The organism is Blautia sp. An249 (genome assembly GCF_002159835.1).
Taxonomy (GTDB): domain Bacteria; phylum Bacillota; class Clostridia; order Lachnospirales; family Lachnospiraceae; genus Blautia_A; species Blautia_A avistercoris.
On record NZ_NFJL01000001.1, the window covers coordinates 107,757 to 129,894 of the forward strand.

The 22,138-nt window shown below is 46.3% G+C and carries 20 protein-coding genes; 17 read left to right on the forward strand and 3 right to left on the reverse strand.

All coding sequences use genetic code 11. From position 1 onward, the window contains the following. Positions 1–4 precede the first annotated feature (4 nt). Complete coding sequence (gene treC / locus B5F53_RS00525; RefSeq protein WP_087218157.1) at positions 5–1,651, forward strand: alpha,alpha-phosphotrehalase; 1,647 nt, start codon at positions 5–7, stop codon at positions 1,649–1,651. A gap of 50 nt (positions 1,652–1,701) precedes the next feature. Here treC and B5F53_RS00530 read toward each other — a convergent pair whose 3' ends face one another. Further along, positions 1,702–2,310: a PepSY domain-containing protein gene (locus B5F53_RS00530; protein WP_087218160.1), complete on the reverse strand. Its 609-nt coding sequence runs from the start codon at positions 2,308–2,310 to the stop codon at positions 1,702–1,704. 130 nt (positions 2,311–2,440) lie between these two features. On the opposite strand from B5F53_RS00530, the gene B5F53_RS00535 reads away from it, so the two are divergent. The 3 genes from B5F53_RS00535 to B5F53_RS00545 all read left to right on the forward strand — a co-directional run bounded on the left by B5F53_RS00535 (position 2,441) and on the right by B5F53_RS00545 (position 4,331). Then, entirely contained in the window at positions 2,441–3,292 is an 852-nt protein-coding gene (locus B5F53_RS00535; protein WP_087218163.1) for an arginase family protein, read from the forward strand. A 101-nt stretch (positions 3,293–3,393) separates the two neighbouring features. Further along, complete coding sequence (locus tag B5F53_RS00540) at positions 3,394–3,852, forward strand: helix-turn-helix transcriptional regulator (protein ID WP_087218166.1); 459 nt, start codon at positions 3,394–3,396, stop codon at positions 3,850–3,852. An 11-nt stretch (positions 3,853–3,863) separates the two neighbouring features. Continuing rightward, positions 3,864–4,331: a GNAT family N-acetyltransferase gene (locus B5F53_RS00545; protein WP_204246885.1), complete on the forward strand. Its 468-nt coding sequence runs from the start codon at positions 3,864–3,866 to the stop codon at positions 4,329–4,331. Here the strand turns inward: B5F53_RS00545 and B5F53_RS00550 are convergent. Together B5F53_RS00550 and B5F53_RS00555 are read right to left on the reverse strand one after the other, a co-directional pair. Next, positions 4,301–5,674 carry a sensor histidine kinase gene (locus B5F53_RS00550; protein WP_087218169.1) on the reverse strand — a complete coding sequence of 458 codons (1,374 nt, stop codon included), beginning with the start codon at positions 5,672–5,674 and terminating at the stop codon, positions 4,301–4,303. The two genes, B5F53_RS00545 and B5F53_RS00550, sit on opposite strands and share 31 nt — an antisense overlap. 21 nt (positions 5,675–5,695) lie before the next feature. Continuing rightward, positions 5,696–6,367: a response regulator transcription factor gene (locus B5F53_RS00555; protein ID WP_087218171.1), complete on the reverse strand. Its 672-nt coding sequence runs from the start codon at positions 6,365–6,367 to the stop codon at positions 5,696–5,698. A gap of 146 nt (positions 6,368–6,513) precedes the next feature. Here B5F53_RS00555 and udp point away from each other — a divergent pair, with 146 nt between their 5' ends. The 13 genes from udp (at position 6,514) to B5F53_RS00620 (ending at position 22,137) form a co-directional block, all read left to right on the forward strand. Next, positions 6,514–7,290 carry a uridine phosphorylase gene (udp, locus tag B5F53_RS00560; protein WP_087218174.1) on the forward strand — a complete coding sequence of 259 codons (777 nt, stop codon included), beginning with the start codon at positions 6,514–6,516 and terminating at the stop codon, positions 7,288–7,290. Further along, positions 7,283–7,690, forward strand: a complete 408-nt coding sequence (gene cdd / locus B5F53_RS00565) for a cytidine deaminase (RefSeq protein ID WP_087218178.1) — start codon at positions 7,283–7,285, stop codon at positions 7,688–7,690. The genes udp and cdd overlap by 8 nt, the downstream gene beginning before the upstream one ends. 177 nt (positions 7,691–7,867) lie before the next feature. Next, the gene (locus B5F53_RS00570) at positions 7,868–9,820 is read left to right on the forward strand and encodes a hypothetical protein (protein ID WP_087218181.1); all 1,953 of its coding nucleotides are present in this window, start codon (positions 7,868–7,870) and stop codon (positions 9,818–9,820) included. 17 nt (positions 9,821–9,837) lie between these two features. Next, the gene (locus tag B5F53_RS00575; protein ID WP_087218184.1) at positions 9,838–12,228 is read left to right on the forward strand and encodes an HlyD family efflux transporter periplasmic adaptor subunit; all 2,391 of its coding nucleotides are present in this window, start codon (positions 9,838–9,840) and stop codon (positions 12,226–12,228) included. A gap of 18 nt (positions 12,229–12,246) precedes the next feature. Then, positions 12,247–13,464, forward strand: a complete 1,218-nt coding sequence (locus tag B5F53_RS00580) for an ABC transporter permease (RefSeq protein ID WP_087218188.1) — start codon at positions 12,247–12,249, stop codon at positions 13,462–13,464. A gap of 45 nt (positions 13,465–13,509) precedes the next feature. Then, positions 13,510–14,193, forward strand: coding sequence for a response regulator transcription factor (locus B5F53_RS00585; protein WP_087218191.1), 684 nt, complete (start codon positions 13,510–13,512; stop codon positions 14,191–14,193). Continuing rightward, a complete protein-coding gene (locus tag B5F53_RS00590; protein WP_087218194.1) occupies positions 14,183–15,448 on the forward strand; it encodes a sensor histidine kinase in 1,266 nt (421 codons plus the stop codon). The genes B5F53_RS00585 and B5F53_RS00590 overlap by 11 nt, the downstream gene beginning before the upstream one ends. Positions 15,449–15,745: 297 nt before the next feature. Next, positions 15,746–16,546 carry a DeoR/GlpR family DNA-binding transcription regulator gene (locus B5F53_RS00595; protein WP_087218197.1) on the forward strand — a complete coding sequence of 267 codons (801 nt, stop codon included), beginning with the start codon at positions 15,746–15,748 and terminating at the stop codon, positions 16,544–16,546. Between the two features lie 108 nt (positions 16,547–16,654). Continuing rightward, on the forward strand, positions 16,655–18,079 hold the full coding sequence (locus B5F53_RS00600) for an ABC transporter substrate-binding protein (RefSeq protein ID WP_087218199.1): 1,425 nt from the start codon (positions 16,655–16,657) through the stop codon (positions 18,077–18,079). Between the two features lie 30 nt (positions 18,080–18,109). Further along, on the forward strand, positions 18,110–19,006 hold the full coding sequence (locus B5F53_RS00605) for a carbohydrate ABC transporter permease (protein ID WP_087218202.1): 897 nt from the start codon (positions 18,110–18,112) through the stop codon (positions 19,004–19,006). Positions 19,007–19,020: 14 nt separating this feature from the next. Beyond that, a complete protein-coding gene (locus B5F53_RS00610) occupies positions 19,021–19,854 on the forward strand; it encodes a carbohydrate ABC transporter permease (protein ID WP_087218205.1) in 834 nt (277 codons plus the stop codon). 8 nt (positions 19,855–19,862) lie between these two features. Then, the gene (locus B5F53_RS00615; protein WP_087218207.1) at positions 19,863–21,011 is read left to right on the forward strand and encodes an ABC transporter ATP-binding protein; all 1,149 of its coding nucleotides are present in this window, start codon (positions 19,863–19,865) and stop codon (positions 21,009–21,011) included. Continuing rightward, positions 20,998–22,137, forward strand: coding sequence for an ABC transporter ATP-binding protein (locus B5F53_RS00620; protein ID WP_087218210.1), 1,140 nt, complete (start codon positions 20,998–21,000; stop codon positions 22,135–22,137). Before B5F53_RS00615 ends, B5F53_RS00620 begins: the two co-directional genes overlap by 14 nt. The last annotated feature ends 1 nt before the right edge of the window (position 22,138 follow it).

Genomic DNA, 22,138 nt, shown 5'->3' on the forward strand with positions numbered 1-22,138 from the left:
GAAAATGAGAAGTTTTAGTGATAAGGTAATTTATCAGATTTATCCGAAGTCTTTTAAAGATTCCAACGGAGACGGAATCGGTGATTTAAGAGGTGTGATTGAAAAATTAGACTATCTGAAGGAACTGGGAGTGGATTATCTCTGGCTGACGCCATTTTTCGTATCGCCTTTAAATGATAATGGATATGACGTTGCGGATTATTTAAATATTGATCCTCTGTTTGGAACTATGGGCGATCTGGAGGAACTAATTCAGAAAGCCGACCAACGGGGAATCGGACTGATGCTGGATATGGTATTCAACCATACATCAACAGAACATGAATGGTTCCAGCGCGCCTTAAAAGGCGAGAAAGAATATATGGACTACTATATTTTCAAAGACGGAGAACCGGATCAGTATCCTACAAACTGGCAGTCCAAGTTCGGCGGCCCGTCCTGGGAATATGTTCCCCATCTGAAAAAATGGTACCTGCATTTATTCGATGTGACCCAGGCAGATTTGAACTGGGAGAATCCCAAAGTAAGAGAAGAACTGAAAAACGTGATTCGTTTCTGGAAAGAAAAAGGAATTAAGGGATTCCGTTTCGATGTGGTAAATCTGATTTCCAAACCGGAAGTATTTGAAGATGACTTTGAAGGAGATGGAAGAAGATTCTATACAGACGGCCGCCACGTTCATGAATTCTTAAAGGAACTTGTGGCTGACACAGGAATTGAGGATATGGTAACGGTTGGAGAAATGTCTTCCACCACCATTGAAAACTGTATCCGTTATTCCAATCCTCAGGAGAAGGAACTGTCCATGTGCTTTAACTTCCATCATTTAAAGGTGGATTATAAAGACGGACAGAAATGGGAGCTTATGCCCGCGGACATAGACGCTCTTAAGAATCTGTTCAGAACGTGGCAGGAAGAGATGCAGAAACAGGGAGGCTGGAACGCCGTATTCTGGTGCAACCATGATCAGCCCAGAGTGGTTTCCCGTCTGGGAGACGATAAGAAGTACTGGAAAGAATCAGCGAAAATGCTGGCAGCCAGTATCCATATGATGAGAGGAACCCCTTACATTTATCAGGGAGAAGAGCTGGGAATGACAAATGCCGGATACACGGAAATCGGTCAGTACCGCGACGTGGAAAGTTTAAACTATTATGAGATTATGAGAAAGGATGGAAAAACCCAGGAGGAAGCTCTGGAAATTCTGGCAGCCAGATCCAGAGACAACAGCCGGACCCCCATGCAGTGGACAGGGGAAAAAGGAGCCGGATTCTCAGAAGCCGAGCCGTGGATTTCCATTCCGGAAAATCATACATTTATCAATGCCGAGGCAGAGAGAAAAGATGCAGATTCTATCTTTTCCTTCTACCAGAAACTGATTCAGCTTCGGAAGGAGAAAAAGGCCATTGCTGAAGGAACCATAGAATTCCTTTTCCTGGATCAGAAAAACGTATTTGCCTATAAACGTTATCTGGAAGGACAGGAAATTCTGGTACTGAATAATTTTTCCGAAGAAGAACAGACAGTAAAATTAGAGGAAGATTTCCGGGGATTTGAACGTTTAATCGGAAACTATGGGGAAGACAATACGAAAGGAGCAGAAAAGGTTCTGCGTCCGTATGAGACAGCCGTTTACGAGAAATTGAACTGATAAAACCCAACCAGACAAAGGGAGAGCGCGTTTGCGCTCTCCCTTTGAGGTTAATGATCCTCACTCCACTTTAAGAAATTTCCGGTATTTGCATCAATTTCAAATTCATATTCCGTCCGGTTATAATGGATTTCCCCTTCATAAATAAGCTGTCCGTCATCATGCTCCAGCTCAATCTCCAGATTCGCCTCCGATGCTCCCGGGACTCTTTCCAGGACAGCCTGTTTTGCCTGCTCCATAGAAATGCTGCCCGAAGGTGCGGCGTTGTCAGCCGGTTCCCTGGCAGGCGAGGCAGTGGCGGAAACCGAAGGAGAAGCAGCAGGAGTCGGAGAAGGAGAAACTCCTGAAGTCTGTTCCTGTGAAGCAGAGGGATTTTTGATTTCATAATCAAAGGAAAGAATTTCTCCGTCCGAAGCGGCAATCTCATATTCATATTCCGTATTATCTGCCAGAAATTCTACTTCATAATAAGTTTTGCCGTCGTCCCGGTCTTTGGAAATACGCAGATGGGAGAGACGGGATTCGTCTGCCCCCGCATCATCCAGGGCAATCTGCCGGGCTTTATCCTGGCCGATGTCTTTGGTATTTCCCAGGCCGCAGCCGCTTAACAGACCCGTAAGAGAGCAGGCAAGAGCAAAGGTAAACATATATTTTTTCATATGGAAATCCTCCTGTCTTTTTGTTTTTCAGTAAATACAGTATATCATAAAAAGATTAGAATAAAATTAAAAAGTATCCGAAATCTTCAGAGGATGTGCTATAATTGCTAAAACAGCAGGAGGAGATATAATGAAGACCATTCGATTACTGTATCCGGACTATTTAAGCGGCGGTCTGGATACCTATTATTTCGGAGCAAATTTACTTGTTCACATTCTGCCCGAAAATGAAAATCAGCCGTTGGTAAAAGTAACCATAGATCCGCCTGACGGGAAAGAATATCAGACAGTGGATGGAATGTATGCACGGGAAGAGGTTGTGACAGGAATTCAGCGGGCCATGGAGGCAATTGAAGAGGAGAAACCGGATAAGATTATCACCATCGGAGGAAACTGTATGGTTTCCCAGGCTCCCTTCGATTATCTTCACGGGCTTTATGAGAATCTGGGGATCATCTGGATTGACGCCCACCCGGATGTTTCTACGGTGGAAAGCAATTATCCCAACGCCCATGCGATGGTACTTGGATCCCTTCTGGGAGACGGAGATAAAGAACTTACCGGACTGATGAAGAATCCCAAATTTAAGGCAGATGAGATTCTGTACGTGGGGCTTCAGGAGCTTCATGACTATCAGGAACAGTTCTTAAGAGACAAAAACGTAAACTTTAAGGTGCAGACAGAGGAATTTGTATCAGAGACGGAAATCCGGGAGTTTGCAAAAAGGTTTGATCATCTGTTGGTTCATCTGGATATTGATGTACTGGATGCAAAGCTGTTTCATTCCACGTATTTTGCAGACAGCCAGCTGGTAGGCGACGGCAGCGGAAGCGGGAAAATGACCATGGAGAAATTATCTGAAATACTGAAAGATATTTCCGGTTGGGGAGATATTGTGGGCTTTACCATTGCAGAATATCTTCCCTTTGACGAACAGAGGCTGCACCATATGCTGAAAGGTATCTCCATATTCAGTCAGTGAGAAAAATGGAAGGGTAACGGGCATATCTGATGATTCTAATCGGCAGACAGCATCTTTATAAGAGCGTATAATAAGAGAATCAACAGATAAGGAGGAAAAAAATGAGTTTAGGAAACAGCTTATTTCACGCCAGGAAAAAATGCGGATTTTCCCAGGAGGATGTGGCGGAAAAACTGGGTGTGAGCAGACAGACCGTTTCCAAGTGGGAGACAGATGAAACCATTCCGGATATTCGGCAGTCCAAGAAAATGGCGGTGCTTTATAAAATGTCACTGGATGATCTGATTGACTTCGATCTTGAAAGAGAAGAAATTCAGGAGGCCATTGACAAAACCAGGGAAGAAACAGAAGAAAAAATAGACTGGACACGCGCCTGGGGGAAAAAGTATCCGATTCTTCTGAAATATCAGACGGAAGTGAATATTCCCAACTATGCCCGAAGGATAACAATTATGTTGGATGAATTAAAAAGAGACTATCAGTTTTCTGAACAGGATGCCATGCTGGTTCTGAAAGATATTTTATATCAGGTCTGGAAAAAACGGAAAAGCAGTGATTGATGAGGAGAAAGATGGCTGTGGAAATTTTAAAACTGAGAGAACACAAAGAAAGAACAGAGGAAGCTGCAGACTGGTTTCATTCCAAGTGGGGAATTCCTGCTGAGGCATATAAGGAAAGTATAACCGAAGGATTTGGAAACAGGATTCCCCAGTGGTATATTGCAGTAGAGAAGAACCGCATTGTGGGCGGTATCGGTGTGATAGAGAATGATTTTCACAACCGGAAGGATTTAAGGCCAAATGTGTGTTCCCTCTATGTGGAAGAGGCATACCGCTGCCGGAAAATCGCCGGAAATCTACTGCGGTATGTCTGTGAGGATATGAAAGAATCCGGGATAGAAACCCTTTACCTGATCACAGACCATACCTCCTTTTATGAAAGATACGGATGGGAATATCTGTGTATGGTTCAGGGCGACGGAGAACCGGAAATGACACGGATGTATGTTCATAAGGAGACGGACTTCAGAGGAATCTGAAAAGTAAAACGGCTCCCCTCTCCCGGAGTGCTTTCGGCGCTTATTGTGCCGTGGTGGGCTTTGACAATCCACTGGACCATGGAAAGGCCCAGACCGGAATGTTTTTCATCAGATCGGACAGTTCTGGAAGAGTCTTCACGGAAGAAGCGTTCCCAGATATGGGGAAGGGCCTCCGGGGAGATTCCGATTCCGTTATCTTCCACGATTCCTGTGGCTTCTCTTCCGTCAGAGGTCAGGGTCAGTTTTACGTAACCACCGTTTTTCCCATAAGAGACGGCATTTGACAGAAGATTTACCAGAAGACGGATGAAAAAGGTTTCATCTGCCCGGGCGATAATGTCCGGCTGTATTTGGGTTTCTACGGTGATGTTGTGCCGGGCGGCCAGAAGGCTCTGCTCTTCGGCTGCCATTTCCGCCAGTTCACTGATATTAATGTCCTCCAATTGGAGCTTCTGTCGTCCCTGATCCGCCCGGGTCAGCAAAAGGAGATGAGAAATCATCTGGGACATTTCTCTGGCCTTGCGGGAAATAGTCTGAATCTGCTCTTTCTGTTCCTGCGTATAAGTCGGATCGGAAAGAAGTACATCACACTGGGAGAGAATCACAGCCACCGGGGTGCGCAGTTCATGGGAAACGTCGGAGGTAAACTGTTTCTCCCGGACAAAGGCCTCTTCCAGCTTCTGCAGCATTTGATCAAAAGTATCCGCCAGTTCATAAATTTCATCCCGTCCCTGAGATAAACCGATTCTCTGGGAGAGATCTTCATTTTCCTGAATTCTCTTTACGGTATCGGTGATTCTTTTTACCGGTTTCAGTGCCCGGGAAGTCATCCGGTATCCGATAAACGCAGTCAGAATGGTTAAAAGAGGAAGAACAATCAGGGCCAGCCGGAGAGTGATGGAAAGGGAGGCCTCCGCATCGGTCAGAGAGGTGATGCCCCGCACATAGACGGTGGTCTGATCTTCTAACTGATACTGCAGATCAAAGACATACCATTTTCCCGAGTCGCTGGAAAGAGTCCTTAGACGCTGATCCTCTATGGGAGGCGCAGATGGAAATCCGTAGGGGATCCGCCCGTACAGAAAATCGGAGTCCTTACTGTAGAGAGACAGATAGACGCCTCCGTCCAGATCATAGAAATCCGAATTTAAGTCAATTCTGCCATTTTCCATTTGAATATCATGAAAGCTGTCCGCCACCTGTTCTTTTAATGCGGACTGTACAGAGGTCAGAATTTCCTGACTGCTTAAAGAAAACAGGATCGCCAGAGAAAGACAGGTGACCAGAGTCATAAAAAAGGTATATAGGATAGTCAGTTTTACTTTCAAAGATAATTTTTTCATAAATTCCCTCAGAATAAATGCTTATTTTTCTTTTAACACATATCCGGTGCCCCGGACGGTATGAATCAGTTTCCGGGTATGCCCTTCGTCAATTTTTTTACGCAGATAACGAATGTAAACATCAATCACATTAGACCCTCCGGTAAAATCATAATTCCAGATATGCTGCTCCAGCTTGTCCCGGGAGAGAACAATCCCTTCATTTTGCATCAGGTAGCGGAGAAGAGAGAATTCTTTTCCTGAGAGGGTGATCTCTTTTTCTCCCCGGAATACCTGGTGCGTATCCAGATAAAGGGTCAGATCCCCGGTCTGAAGAAAAGATTTGGGAGTCTGGCTGGGTTTGCGAAGCAGAACCCGGATTCTGGCAAGGAGCTCTTCCAGGGCGAATGGCTTTATCAGATAGTCATTGGCCCCCGCATCCAGGCCGGTAACCCGATCTTCCACACTGTCTCTGGCCGTGAGAAGTAAAACAGGAATCGAAGATCCCCGGCGGCGGATGGTCTTTAACAGGGTCAGGCCGTCCATTACAGGCATCATAATATCCAAAATGAGAGCGTCATATTCGGCACATTCCAGATAATCCAGAGCGTCTCTTCCGTTTTCGCAGGAATCCACACTGTAATGCTCAGATTTCAGACTGGACGTTATAATCTGATTTAAATCTCTATCATCTTCTGCAACAAGAATACGCATACTGATTCCTCCTTTTGGGATAGTATAAAACAGATTGAAAAGAAAGGGAATATCCAAAAAAATAAAAAAGAGGAAATTGTTGGAAGATAATTTGAAAAGTGTTATAATTTCTGTAAATAATGAAGTCCAGGAAAGGATGGTGGAAGATGAAATACGCAGAAGAAGGATACCAGTATCATATTCAGATAAAGAAAGGGGACGTGGGAAGATACGTGATCCTGCCCGGAGATCCCAAACGCTGCAAAAAGATTGCAGCCTATCTCACCGACGCCAGGGAGATTGCCGACAGCAGGGAGTTTATTACGTATACCGGCTATCTGGGGGAAACGAAGGTAAGCGTTACCTCTACAGGAATCGGAGGGCCTTCCGCAGCGATTGCAATGGAAGAGCTGGTTCAGTCGGGTGCAGATACCTTTATCCGTGTGGGAACCTGCGGAGGAATTCAGCTGGATGTGCAGAGCGGGGATTCGGTGATTGCCACCGGGGCCATCCGGATGGAGGGAACCAGCCGGGAGTATGCGCCCATCGAATTTCCCGCTGTGGCCAATTATGAGATTGTACAGGCCCTGGCAGAAAGCGCCGGGAGACAGAATCAGAGATACCACGTGGGAGTGGTACAGAGCAAAGATTCCTTCTACGGGCAGCACAGCCCGGAGAAAAGTCCGGTAAGCTACGAACTGATCAATAAGTGGGAAGCCTGGAAACGTCTGGGCTGCCTGGCTTCGGAGATGGAATCGGCGGCGCTGTTCACCGTGGCGGCTTCTCTGGGAGTGCGCTGCGGCGCCATCTTTCTGACGGTGGCCAATCAGGAACGGGAAAAAGAAGGGCTGAACAATCCGGTGGTACACGATACGGATATGGCAATCAAAATCGCGGTGGGAGCCATTGAAGGTCTGATCGAAAAGGAGGAACGCCATGGATGAGAAAAAAGTTCTGTTAGAAAAGGCCAAAGAAGCCATGGGAAACGCCTATGCTCCCTATTCCAATTATCATGTGGGAGCCTGTGTGGCCCTGACAGACGGGACCTATATACCCGGTGCAAATATTGAGAATGCAGCCTACGGTTCCTGCATGTGCGGAGAGAGAAACGCTGTATATGGAGCTTATTCCCGGGGATACCGGAAGGAACAGATTCAGGCGCTGGCCATTGTCAGCGACGGGAAAAAGCTGGTAACCCCCTGCGGAGCCTGCAGGCAGGTGCTGGCGGAACTGTTAAATCCGGATACGCCTATTTATCTGGAGAGCCTGGAAGAGGGAATGGATACAACCATTCGGGAACTTCTTCCCTTTGCATTCGATACAGAAAGTCTGGAAAAAGAATAGAGAATTTTATACACCGGCTGAAGGGAAGACCTCCAGCCGGTTTTATGTAATAGGAAATCCAGGTTTTTGGGAAGATGTGAAAATTGTGTTAAAGGTCTGACAGCCCGAAAGTTTTTTAAAGTTCATTTAAGGTTAAAACTCTATAATAAATGGAAAAAACAGAAAGGACTTTGAAAAATGAAACAAAAATGGGCAGGAATCTTACTGGGAATGGCTATGAGCGCTTCTGTACTGGCCGGATGTTCCCAGAGCGACACTTCAGATAAAAATACAGAAACCAGTGAAGACACCATTTATGGAGAGATTACAGATATCAGCGAAGGCAGGATAACCATTGACGTGGGAACACGAAAAGAAATGGAGCAAAAAGAGGAAACAGAAGAAGGAGAAAGCAAAAATCCTCCGTCTATGCTGGAACTGACCGGAGAAACCATGGAAATTACAGTGACTGAAGAAACAGAATATAAAAAGCAGTCCATGGGCGGCGGTCCTCAGGGAATGGGCGGGACCCAGAAACCAGAAGGGGAAAAAGTGTCCGAAATGCCGGAGGGTGAGGAAGCCCCTGAAATGCCGGAGGGTGAGGAAGCCCCTGAAATGCCGGAAGATGGAGAAGCCCCTGAAATGCCGGAGGGTGAGGAAGCTCCTGAAATGCCAAAAAACGGAGAAATGCCGGAGGAGGAAGAAATCGCCCTGGAAGATCTGCAGGAGGGGGATACCATTGCAGTTACTTTAAATGAAGACAAAGAAGCAGAAGAGATTCAGATAATTTCCATGGGAATGGGCGGAGGCGGTCAGATGCCGGGAGGCGGCCAGGCCCAGGAGCCGGAGGAGTATGAAGCAGTTGACGAATATACAGAAGATACGGAAATAACAGGAGAAACGGCTGCGTCCACAGGAACTGATGAAAACGCCATTCACGTTTTGAATGGTGCAAAAACAACTTTTACCAATATGAAAATCACCAGAAATTCCCAGGACAGCCAGGGAGGGGATTCTTCCAGTTTCTATGGAGTAGGAGCAGCTTTACTGGTATCGGACGGAACTGCCTGTGTAAAAGACAGTACGGTGGATACAGACGCAGCCGGAGGCGCCGGGCTTTTCGCCTATAACAGCGGCTCTTTATATGTTTCAGATACCCAGATTACCACCTCCCAGGATACTTCCGGAGGCATTCATGCAGCCGGAGGCGGAAAGGTTTACGCCTGGGATCTGGACGTAGAAACAAACGGGGAATCCTCTGCCGCCATTCGCAGCGACCGGGGAGGAGGAACCATGGTAGTTGACGGCGGTTCCTATACCACCAATGGAACCGGTTCTCCTGCAGTTTACTGCACCGCAGATATTTCTGTCCATAATGGAGAGCTGACGGCAAACGGATCCGAAGCAGTTTGCCTGGAAGGACTGAATTCCCTGCGTCTGTTTGACTGCGATGTGACAGGAAATATGGCGGATTACGAAGGAAACGGCTGTACCTGGAATGTGATCTTATATCAGAGCATGTCCGGAGATTCCCAGGAGGGGAACGGCACCTTCCAGATGACAGGCGGCACCCTGACAGGAGAAAACGGAGGAATGTTCTATACCACCAATACAGAAAGCACCTTTGTTCTGAATGGAGTTTCTATCACCTATCCGGAAGAAAATGAGTTCTTCCTGCGCTGTACGGGAAACAGCAATGAACGGGGCTGGGGAGAGGCCGGAAATAATGGGGCGGACTGTCATTTTACCGGTATCGCCCAGGAAATGGAAGGAGATGTTATCTGGGATCAGATCAGTAAACTGGATTTTTATCTCACAGAAGGCAGCAGCTTAAAAGGGGCTGTGATTCAGGATAATACGGACGCCCCTGAAGCAGGAGAAGGGTATGCGAATCTGTATGTGGACAGCAGTTCCCAATGGGTGGTTACCGGTGACAGTACGGTCAGCAGTCTGCAAAATGCAGGAGAAATTGTGGATGAAAGCGGCAAACCAGTAACCATTATGGGGACAGATGGAACGGTCTACGTGGAAGGAACCAGCCAGTATACGGTTACAACAGACAGCTATGAAGGAAGCGTAGATTTGACGGAAGTTCAAAGTGCGGCCCAATGGGAGGAGTATCAGGCAGAGGAACCTTCTGAATTGGCATAGAGAGGAAGAGACAGGGTATGAAGAAGGGAAAAAGAGGATTCCGTTTAAGATGGAAGGGACTTACAGGGAAGAAGAAAGCGTTTCTTATTCTGCTGTTAGCGGCAGTGGCAGGAGCAGCAGGATTCGGAGGATGGATGCTGAAAAAAGGCAGACAGACGCTGCCCCGGATGGAAATGTCCGCCACTCAGGTGCAGGCAAAGAGAGAAACACTTTCCAACAGCATTGTGGGAACCGGAAATCTGGAGACAGATACGGGAGAATCAGTAAAGATTCCATCGGGAATTGTGATTGATGAAATTCAGGTGGAGGCAGGAGACTCTGTGAAAAAAGGCACCGTACTTGCAACGGTGGATCAGGCTTCTCTTTTGGGGACCATAGAAGAAATACAGACAGAGATCCAGTCTCTGGACAGCCAGATTCAGGAAAGTAAAGAAGAAACAGAAACAGAATCCGTTTCTGCCGAAGTAGGGGGAAGAATCAAGCGGATTTACATGGAAGAGGGAAGCGATTTAAAAGAGGTTATGATTGCCAATGGCGCAGTCATGCTCCTTTCCTGTGACGGGAAAATGGGGGTTACTCTGGAAACAGACGTCGCTATAGAAAAAGGAGATACAGTAACCGTAACCCTTTCCGGAGGAAATTCTGTAACCGGAACCATTGAGAGTGTAACCGGCACAAAGGTAACAGTCACCTGTACAGACAGCGGAGTAGGGATGGATGATACTGCCGCCGTGACGGCATCTGACGGAACCGTCCTTGGAACAGGCGCCACCTATATTCATCAGTCTCTTGCCCTTACAGCCACAGGAGGGACGGTGGAAGAGATCGCAGTATCGGAAGATCAGGCGGTGGAGGCGGGGGATACCCTGTATACACTGACCAGTGATTCGTTATCGGCTCAATACCAGGAGCAGATAGAACAGAGGGAAGCCCTGGCCCAGACCCTTCAGAAGCTGTTGGAAATCTCCGAAACAGGGACTATTACGTCTGAACAGGAAGGTACCATAGAAGAAATTTATATCTCTGATTCCCAGGAGGAAAGCACAGGGGGAAGCAGCAGTTCCGCCGCAGGAGGGACTGCCCAGGCCGCCGCCATGTCATATAAGCAAAACAATGTCTCCGGCAGTGGAAGTTCTTTGATGTTGTGCAGCGTTTCGAATATTACCGAAGACGGGGAGACAGAGGATTCAGAAGAAGAGATTACGGATACAAAGGAAGAAGAGACGAAACTGCAGTTCTCCCTTGTAAGCAGCGGTTTCAGCCAGGCGAATCAGGCTGTGCTGGAGACGCCGGCAACGGGAGGAACGCCCCAGACAACCGTAAATGCACAGGACGGAAGTTATACGGGAAAGGCAGAATGGGATCCCAAAGACAGCGTCTTTCAGGAAGATACTATCTATCAGGCTTCGGTAACTTTGTATGCAGGAGAGGGATTCTGCTTTGGAAGCGACAGCATTCAGGGAATTTCAACAGGGATTCTCTCAGGAATCTCTGTATCTGAAGATCGTCATACCCTGTATTTCCAGGTGACATATCCGGCAACAGATAAGGAAGAACAGAAAGAAACTCAAATGGAAAGCCAGGAAAAAGAGCAGGAAGAGGAAGAACAGGGTAACAGCAATCAGCCGGAAGAACAGAGTACGGATAATTTACAGAATACAGATACCGGACAGGAACAGCAGGCGGCGGAGACAGGGACACAAAATCAGGAAAGCCAGACGGTGCAGGATACCCAGGAGACAGAAAACAAAGCAGAGAGTACTTCCGGAGAGTATGATAATACAGAGATTACAGCGTTTACGATTGCTTCAGAAGAAACCATGATTTTATCTGTCAACGTAGATGAACTGGACATTAATTCCGTGGAGACAGGACAGAAGGCAGAGGTTACCATGGACGCCATTGAGGACGAAACCTTTGAGGGAACTGTGACTAAAGTGGGAAACACAGCCAGCGCCAGTTCCGGAGTGGCCAAATATACGGTGGAAATCCGCATCTCGAAGGAAGAGCAGATGAAGGCGGGGATGAATGCCTCTGCCACCATCGTGGTAGAGGAAAAAGAAAATGTGGTGACGATTCCTGTGGACGCCCTGCAGGAAAGAGGCAATGAAACCTTTGTCTATACCAAACAGGATGAAGAGGGAAATCTCACAGGAGAGCAAATGGTGACCACAGGTCTTTCAGACGGAGAAACTGTGGAGATTACGGAGGGACTGTCAGAAGGAGATACCGTTTATTATCAGAAACAGGGTCAGGATTTGGGAACCGACGGAGAAGAGATGCAGTTCCCACAGGATATGGGAGGAGAATTTCCTTCTATGGATGATATGCCCCAGGGAGGACCTCAGGGAGGCGGCGCCATGGGAGGCGGAAGCAGCCAGATGCCGGGCGGCTCAGGCCAGAGATAAAAGGCGGGAGGATACAGAATGTTTTTTCAATCATGCAAAATGGCCTGGTCGGCAATCGGGGCCAATAAAATGCGTACCTTTCTTACCATGCTGGGAATTATCATCGGTGTAGCCTCCTTGATTGTGCTGGTTTCCATCACGGAAGGAGCTACGACTTCTGTTTCAGAACAGATTTCAGACATTGGATCCAATTATTTAACGGTATCCGTCAGTGATGATAAAGAGAATCCCCTGCGGCTCAGTGAATTTACAAGTATGCTTCAGGATGATGCCTTTTCGGCATCCTCTCCTGCCGCCATGACAAGCGTAACGGCAAAAAGCGGCTATACAGACGAAACCATGAGGCTGACCGGGGTAACCGGAGGGTACTTTCAGATTATGGATTCTCAATTGGCGTACGGACGTTTTCTGAAACAGACAGATGTGGAGAATCATTCGTATGTGGTTGTGATAACTGCAGATACTGCCACGGAATTCTTCGGACATGAAAATGCGGCAGGAGAGACACTGACTCTGGACGGAAGAAAATTTCTGGTGGCAGGGGTGCTTTCCGGGGAAGATTCGGATACCCTTTCCTCCATGGGAGGAAGTCAGGGAGACAGCACAGAAAATACATCCGTTACCTTAGAAGGGTACATTCCCTATTCTACCATGACCAGAATTGCAGATAATGTGCTGGATATAACCCAGTTCTATGTTTCTTCCGCCGATGAGAATTCCATGGAAAAGGCAGAGCAGACTCTGGAAACCATACTTTTAGAGCGGTTTGAAAACGAGGAAGATGCGTTTTCCATTGTGGATCAGTCTCAGGTGATGGAGGCCATGGAGAATGTGGATCATACCATGTCCCTGATGCTGGGCGGAATTGCGGCTATCTCTCTGCTGGTGGGCGGAATCGGCATTATGAATATTATGATGGTATCCGTTACCGAGAGAACCCGGGAGATAGGAATACGAAAAGCCATTGGGGCAAAGCGGGGAAGTATTTTATCCCAGTTTCTCATTGAAGCGTTTCTGGTAAGTATCCTGGGATGCGCGGCAGGAATCGGAATCTCCTGGGTCATATTAAAGGCGGCGGAATTTTTTATGGACGGTTCCATGGAATTTCAGATGTCCATGGAGGTGGTGGGGATTGCCGTGGCTTTCTCCAGTGTAACCGGGATTTTATTTGGTTTATACCCTGCCAGCCTGGCAGCCGGAAAACGGCCCATAGATGCCCTGCGCCATACTACCTGATTTTATGTTATAATTAAGAAACAGTAAAAGAAGGAGGGAAGAGAAATGCGGCTTCTGCTGGCAGAAGATGAAAAGGAAATGGCCGATGCCCTGGAGGCAGTTTTAAAACATAACCGCTATTTAGTGGATACGGTTTCTAATGGAACCGACGCCTATGACTGGATAAGAAATACGGATTATGACGGAGTGATTCTGGATATTATGATGCCGCAGATGAGCGGACTGGAAGTACTGGAGCGCATCCGCAGGGAAGGGAATCCCGTTCCGGTGCTGCTTCTTACGGCGAAATCGGAGGTAGACGATAAGGTACAGGGACTGGATCTGGGAGCCGATGATTATCTGACAAAACCCTTTGCTATGAAGGAACTTCTGGCCAGAATCCGTGCCATGACCAGAAGAAAACCACAGATAACGGCTAATTTGCTGCAGATTGGAGAGCTTGTTTTAAACAGGGAGACCTTTCAGTTAGAGTATAAAAACAAATCCCTCTATCTGGGAAAGAAAGAATATCAGATGATGGAACTGTTTATGGAAAATCCGGGAATGTTCATTTCTCAGGAACAGATTTTCTCCAGGATCTGGGGATATAATTCGGAGACCAACAGTCAGGTGGTCTGGGTCAATATTTCTTATCTGCGAAAAAAGATTGCGGATCTGCAGGCGCCCTTTGTTATCAAAGCGCTGAGAGGAACCGGATACCGTCTGGAGGAACAGGAATATGGGACATAAACTGCAGAAACGGTTTATTTTTATAACTATGCTCTCTCTTCTGGCGGTACTGATACTGGTAGAGGGAACCATTAACGGAATGAATATCTATCAGAATATCCAGAAATCTGAGACATTGCTGAAGATGCTCTCAGATAACGAAGGAAAATTCCCGGAAGAAACGGGAAGGCCAAAGCAGGATGAGGAAAAGATGCAAAGAGAGGCAAGGGAGGAAGGGATGCCTCTGTTTCGTTTTTCTCCCTCCAGGGAGACTCCTTTTGAAACCAGATATTTTTCTGTGAAAGTGTCCCAGGAGGAATATCAGGCAGACGTAAGTCATATTGCTTCCGTTTCAGAAGAGGAAGCTGTAACCTACGTAAAAGAGTTGTTGGAGAAGGGAAAGACCACAGGGTATTATAAGACATACCGTTACCGGATAACAGAGACAGAAGAGGGATGTCTGGCCGTCTTTGTGGACTGTCGCAATGATTTGAATATGATTCGGAATTTTGCCTTTACATCAATTTTAGTGGGGATTCTGTGTATCCTTCTGGTGCTGGTTCTGGTTACAGCTCTTTCCGGAAAAGCGATTTATCCGGTGCTGGAAAGTATAGAGAAACAAAAGCAGTTTATAACAGATGCGGGACATGAGCTGAAGACTCCCCTGGCTATTATTTCGGCAGATGTGGAAGTGATAGAGATGAACGGAGGAGAGAATCAGTGGACGAAAAGTATTCATAATCAGACTGACAGGATGGGAAATCTGATAAAAAATCTGCTGACTCTCTCCAAATTGGAAGAAATGCAGGATGCAGCCGTGACGGAAGAATTTAACTATGGGCAGAAAGTTCTTCAGCTTATTCAGAACTTTGAGATTCTGATGGAAGGGAAAGAAATCCGGCTTCATACGATGATTGAAGATGAGCTGAAAGTAAAAGGAAACCCGGAAGAACTATGTCAGGCAGTATCCATTTTACTGGATAATGCAGTTAAGTATACGCCCCATTCAGGGGAAATTTATATTTCCCTGGGAAGAACAGGAAAGTATGCTTCTTTTCAGATTTATAATACCTGCGACAGGATTCCGGAAGGAGATCTGGACTGCCTGTTTGACCGTTTCTACCGGGGAGATTCTTCCCGTTCCAGGAAGACAGGGGGGTACGGAATCGGCTTATCTGTAGCCAGGGCGATTGTAAAAAAACATCATGGAACGATTGGCGCCAGTCGGGAAGAAGGCGGAATTCAGTTTCAGATGCAGATTCCGGCAAAACGGTAAAAGGAAGGGAAAATACGACCAATGAATAACACATTGGCCGTATTTTTTTGCGCAATTGGAAAAAAATGAAAGTATATGAAATTGTTATATAGTTATCAATTCTTACGAAGTGGTTTCGGAGAACGGGAATCTCGAAAGAATCTGGAACTATTTGAAACTGAAATTTTGGTGAATTGTATAAAATACACATTATAATCCTAGATATAACCATGAAAAATAGTCAATATGCACAACAAATATTGAAAACAGAGATTTTCAAAGATTATAATGGTAGTAGAAAGACGAAGGGGATCAAAGATGTTACTGGAAGATAGGAAAGAATACACACTTAAGTTACTGCAGAAAAAGTCTTCAGTTACAGTGTCTGAATTAAGTAAAATTTTTCAGGTGTCTGAGGTAAGTGTCCGTAAGATGCTGATGAAGATGGAGGAAGACGGCCAGGTGAAACGAACCTGGGGCGGAGCCGTAAGCGTAGACAGTTCTCTTCGGGAGTATTCTCATTCAGAGAAAATTCCCAAATATCTGAAAGAAAAAATATCCATTGCAAAAGCGGCCTACGAATGTATTAATGACGGAGACGCCATCATTTTAGACTCCGGAACTACCACATTACAGTTGGCAAGATTAATAAAAAAAGGACATAAAAGGAAAATTATGGTGACCACAAACGCTGTCAATATTGCCATGGAACTGGCAGATGCGCCGGACATATCCGTGGTTCTGATTGGAGGAGAATTCCGTCATAAAATCCTTTCCTGCGTAGGGAATTTTGCAGAAGATATGGTGAATCAAATGTTCTATGACAAAGGCTTTGTAAGCGGAAATCATCTGTCCATTGAGCATGGATTCACCACTCCCAATATGGGAGAAGCCAATTTAAAACGAAGGATTATGCAATCCTCCAAAGAGTCTTTTATTGTTATGGATCATTCCAAATTCGGCGATGATTCTCTGTGCCTGATTAGTCCCATTAAGGAAATTCAGGCCGTGATTACTGACTGGAGAGCGCCCCAGGGATTTCTGGAACAGCTCCGTATGCGGGATATAAGAGTTATCAGCGGGAATGAACCGTTAAATTACTGGAAGGAGACAATTTAAACAGGAATAGGATGAAAGTACCGGACATCTGAGAAGTTTTTACGCGCGCGGTTTTCAGACAGACGGTACTGCAGATAAAGCTAACAAAAAGTGAAGGAGGTATTCCATATGTTAAAGAAAAGAACGAAAAAGGCGATTGCCTGTATTATGGCGGTTTTGACAGTTGGTTCACTGGCAGGCTGCGGGCAGGGGGAGGAAAGTACGCAGAGTACATCAGATGCATCTGCAGATACAGGAGAATTCGACTGGAAGATGTGCGACGGACAGACCATTAATATTCTGTTTAACGAGCATCAGTATGTGACTCCCATTATTGAGAAACTGGGCGAATTTGAAGATCTGACAGGAATTAAAGTCAATCATACCACCATTCCGGAGTCTAATTATTTTGATAAGGTTTCCACCCTTCTGAATGCCAAATCCGATGAACTGGATATTTTTATGACCGGGCCGTATCAGATCTGGGAATACGCCAAGGCAGGATATATGGAGGACTTACAGCCTTATATTGATAATGCATCCAAGACATCGGAAGACTTTGATGTGGAAGATTTTTACCCTTCGATTTTAAACTCCGCCCGGTGGGACGGCGTAGAGGGACATGAGATGGGAGAAGGTTCCCTCTGGGGACTGCCCATGGGATTTGAATCTACCATTCTGGTGTACAATAAGCGGATTTTTGAAGAACATGGAATTGAAGAGCCTAAAACCCTGGAAGACGTATACGAAGCAGCAAAAGCGCTGCAGGGTCACAGCGGCGAGAACACCTATGGAATGGCTCTTCGGGGAGAACTGGGATGGGGAACCATCATTACTTCCTATGAGACTATCTATTCCATGTGGGGAGCAAAGGATTTTGAGATTCAGGACGGAAAGCTGGTTTCCTGCGTGAACAGTCCGGAAGCAGTGGAAATGACAGACTGGTATGTGAAACTGATTCAGGATGGAGGAAGTCCCACCTGGGCCAGCGCCACCTGGTCCTCCTGCGGAGGAGAGCTGGGAGCGGGAACAGCGGCAATGATGATTGACGCCACCAATAATGTATTCTCTCAGACCATTCCGGAAAATGCAGCCGAGGCGGAGAATCTGGTGACCATTCCCATTCCTCTTCCGGAAGGAAAAACAGAAGACGACAGGGTAGCGCAGCTTTACACCTGGTCCCTGGCTATGAACAGTGCATCTTCCCATAAGGATGCCGCCTGGCTGTTCCTTCAGTACTTCTCCGGAAAAGAGTACCAGAACGAGGCTTCCGTCAGCGCCAAGATTGTAAACACACCGAGACAGTCCAGCTTCGAACAGGATTCCTATCAGGAACTTCTGAAGAATTCTGTGGGATTTGTGGATACCTTTGAAGCGACTGTAGATACCACGAAAATGTTATACATACCGGAGAGCTATTTCTTTGAAGTATCCCAGACCTGGTGCCAGACGCTGCAGGATCTGGTAGAAGGTAAGTACAGTTCCACCCAGGAAGGCATGGATGATTTAAAAGAAAAGCTGGACGAAATTGTATCTCATGTAGACGTGTCATAAAGAAAGGACAAAAAGAATGGAGAGGGTAGTATGGAGAAACAGCAGAAAAAACCTTTATACCTGAAGCTTCGGCCCTGGCTGATTTTAGCTCCTACACTGATTGTGACATTAGGGATTTTATATCCCTTTTGTCAGGCAATCTTCTATTCCTTTACGAATTTTTCCCTGAAAAGCAGCGTATGGGAATTTGTGGGAATAAAAAACTGGGTGGAGATGCTAAAAAGCACAGATTTCTGGCATTCCCTCTGGGTGACGGTGAAATACACAGTGGCCACCGTGGGACTGGAGATGTTACTGGGACTTTTACTGGCGTTGGCATTAAACAGGAAAGACAATCTTTTCAGCAGGATATTGAAGGTGGTATTAATCTTTCCCCTGATGGTTTCGCCGGTAATCGCCACTTTATTGTTTAAACTGATGACCAATTCTTCTGTGGGAATCATTGAAAAATTTCTGAACTTATTTGGGGTGTATGCGTTTCCGTGGACGGCAGATTCCTCCACAGCCCTTTTTTCCGTAGTGCTGATTGACCTGTGGGTAAACACCCCCTTTGTGCTTCTTCTGGTGCTGGCAGGACTGCAGGGACTGCCAAAATCCCCCTATGAGTCGGCCATGATTGACGGGGGAACGGCCTGGTTTACCTTCAAAACCTTAACCCTGCCCCTGTTAAAACCAGTGCTGCTGATTGCACTGATCTTTCGCTTCTGTGCGGCAGTCCAGGAATTTTCCATTATTTATTCCACCACCAAAGGCGGCCCGGGAGATACCCTGATGAATCTGTCCCTGAGCGCGTACCAGGAGGCGTTTACCTATTCCAGCATCGGCACGGCAGTTCCGCGGATTCTGGTGCTGTGGCTGATTATTAACTTTGTCAGTAAGAAACTGGTATCCGCCTGGCTGAAGTCAAAATCCGCCAATGCCGGATAGAAAGGAGGGAGAATATGTATCAAAGAAAATCAAAATTTGAACGGACAGCAGGGATTGCAGGAACCATTCTTCTGGTGGTATATATGATTTTTTCCCTTTTTCCTCTGGTATGGATGGTAATCACTTCTTTTAAAAGTGATGTGGATATGTATAAGACCCTGTTTATTTTCAAACCTACCCTGGAAAACTTTAAAAACGTGCTCACCACGGGAAATTACGTAAAGGCCTTTACGGATAACTTCATTATCTGTGCCGGAGCAGTGCTGATTTCTGTGATTGTGGGAGTGCCGGCGGCGTACGCCCTGGCACGGTATCAGTTTAAGAAGAAGGAAAGCGTCGCTTTCACCATTTTGTCTTTTAAATTTGCGCCGGAAATATTAATTATCATTCCGTTATTTGCCATTTTCCAGACCCTGCATCTGTACGATACCTATCTGGGAATGATCTGGATTTATCAGTTTATCGGGCTGCCCCTTTTAATCTGGGTGCTGAGGGGATATTTTGAAGATATTCCGGTGGAAATGGAACGGGCGGCGGAACTGGACGGTTATAGCTGGTGGTCGGTGTTCTTTAAAATGCTGATCCCCCTGATTCGGCCGGGACTTGTGGCGGCGGCTCTGTTATCCTTTATCTTCTGCTGGAATAACTTTACCTTCGGACTGATGTTATGCGGATTCCATATCCAGACCATCACAGTATCGGCCCTCACCTATATTGCTACGGATACGGTTCATTATGGACAGATGGCCGTCGCTTCCCTGATTGCCATAGCGCCGGAAATCATTCTCTGTCTCTGTATTCAGAAGCATCTGGTGCGCGGCTTAAGCTTCGGCGCGGTGAAAGGATAGGTGAAGATATGGCAGGAATCAGATTAAAAGAGATTACGAAAACATACGGCAGTGTAAAAGCGCTGGATCAAATTTCCCTGGATATAAAAAACAATGAATTCTTCGTTATTTTCGGTCCCGCCGGCGCCGGGAAAACCTCTATTCTGAATGTAATTGCCGGAATTACGGATCCGGATGAAGGGGACGTTTATTTTGACGAAAAAAACATGAATTATGTGGAGCCGAAAGACAGGGATGTGGCTATGGTTTTCGAAAACTATGCCCTCTATCCTCATAAGACGGTCTATGAAAATATCGCCTCCAGTATGCGGACAAAAATGCACCGGCAGCCACAGGAAATCATCGATCAGAAGGTAAAAGAAGTGGCAGAACTTTTAAATATTACAGAGCTTCTGGAGAGACAGCCGGCTCAGGCCAGCAACGGGCAGCGGCAGAGAATCGCTCTGGGAAGAGCCCTCGTGCGAAATCCCAATGTATTTCTGATGGACGAGCCTCTGGCCCATCTGGATGCAAAACTCAGAAATTTTATGCGAAAAGAATTAAAAAGTATTCAGGAGAGACTGCATTCCACCACGGTTTATGTAACCCATGATTATACAGAGGCCATGAGTCTGGGCGACCGGATAGCCGTTGTAAATGAAGGGAAAATTGTACAGACCGGAACAGCGGGTGAGGTTTATGAATTTCCGGGAACGGAGTTTGTGGCAAAGCTGTTCGGAGACTGTGAGATTAACTTAATTCCCGGCCAGGTTGTACAGGAACAGGGGAAACTGTATCTGAAACTTCCCTGGGAAAACCACAGATGTCTTCTTCCGGAAGATGTGGCCCGGGTACTCAGAGAGAAAGAAGTAACCACAGTTGATCTGGGAGCCAGAAGTGCGGCCATTGAGTATTTCAGAACGCCCGAAGAGGGCTGTATACAGGGACAGATTTATACCAACGAACCACTGGGAAATAAGGTGGAACTGGTGGTTAAGGCAGAACAGGCGATGATTCGTTTTACAGTAAAAGTAGATGAAAAATTTCAGATTGATGAGAAAATATACCTTCGTTTTGATATGGAAAAATGCCTGTTTTTCCACAGTGATACGAAAGAATTTCTGACAAGACATCAGAGGCAAACGGTAAGAGGAGGAAGGGGAAATGGCAGAGCTTAGACTGAATCATGTTTATAAAATGTATGAAAATACAGCGAAAAAGAAGCGAAAAGCCGCTTCCTTAAAGCAGGGTAATTATGCGGTAAAGGATTTAAGTCTGGTGATTCCGGACGGGGAATTTATCGGCATCCTAGGTCCTTCCGGATGTGGGAAATCTACCACATTACGAATGATTGCAGGGCTGGAAGAGATTACAAAAGGAGAAATCCAAATCGGAGATCAGGACATCAGCAGACTGCATCCGAAGGACCGGGGAATCGGTCTGGCTTTTGAAGACTACGCCTTATATCCTCCCTTAAGTGTTTATGACAACATTGCATTCTGCCTGAAGGCCCATAAACTCCCCAAAGAAGAAGTAAGAAAGAGAGTTCTGGAAATCGCCGGGATTATGAAAGTAGAAACCCTCCTGGAAGAAAAGGTAAGCGCTTTAAGCGGCGGCCAGAAACAGAGAGTGAATATTGCCAGAGCCCTGGTCAGAAATCCGGATATTCTCCTGCTGGATGAACCCTTATCCCATCTGGACGGGAAGATGCGGCAGATCCTGCGGGGAGAGATTAAACGTCTTCACAAAATGATAGGATGTACCACCATTCTGGTTACCCACGATCAGATGGAAGCCATGTCCCTGGCAGATCGAATCGCCATAATGAAACTGGGTGTTTTACAACAGTACGGAACGCCGGAGGAAATCTATAATGATCCGGTAAACCTTTTCGTGGCAGACTTCATCGGTGAACCGCCTATGAATTTATTAACTGTGAGAGTCGGGAGAAAAGGGGAAACTCCGGTATTTGTACTGAAAAACCAGGAGACCATAAAGGTGCCCCGGAAGTTTTATCCGGTAATAAAAGACGGGGAAGAATATATCATAGGAATCCGTCCTACCAATATTGAAATTGTAAACGGGGAGACTTATGACGCCCTTCTGGAAGTGGATGTCTTTGAGAATCTGGGAGAAGAGAAAATTATCAGTATCCGGATTGAGGATACCTTTTTAACCATCGTTGCAGAAGATACAGAAGTGCTGGAAAAAGGGGATAAAATCCGGATTAAAATGAAAGAGGATCGGTTTTATCTGTTTGATAAAACCACAGGAATGCGTATCCGGGAACCGGAAAGGAGATAGA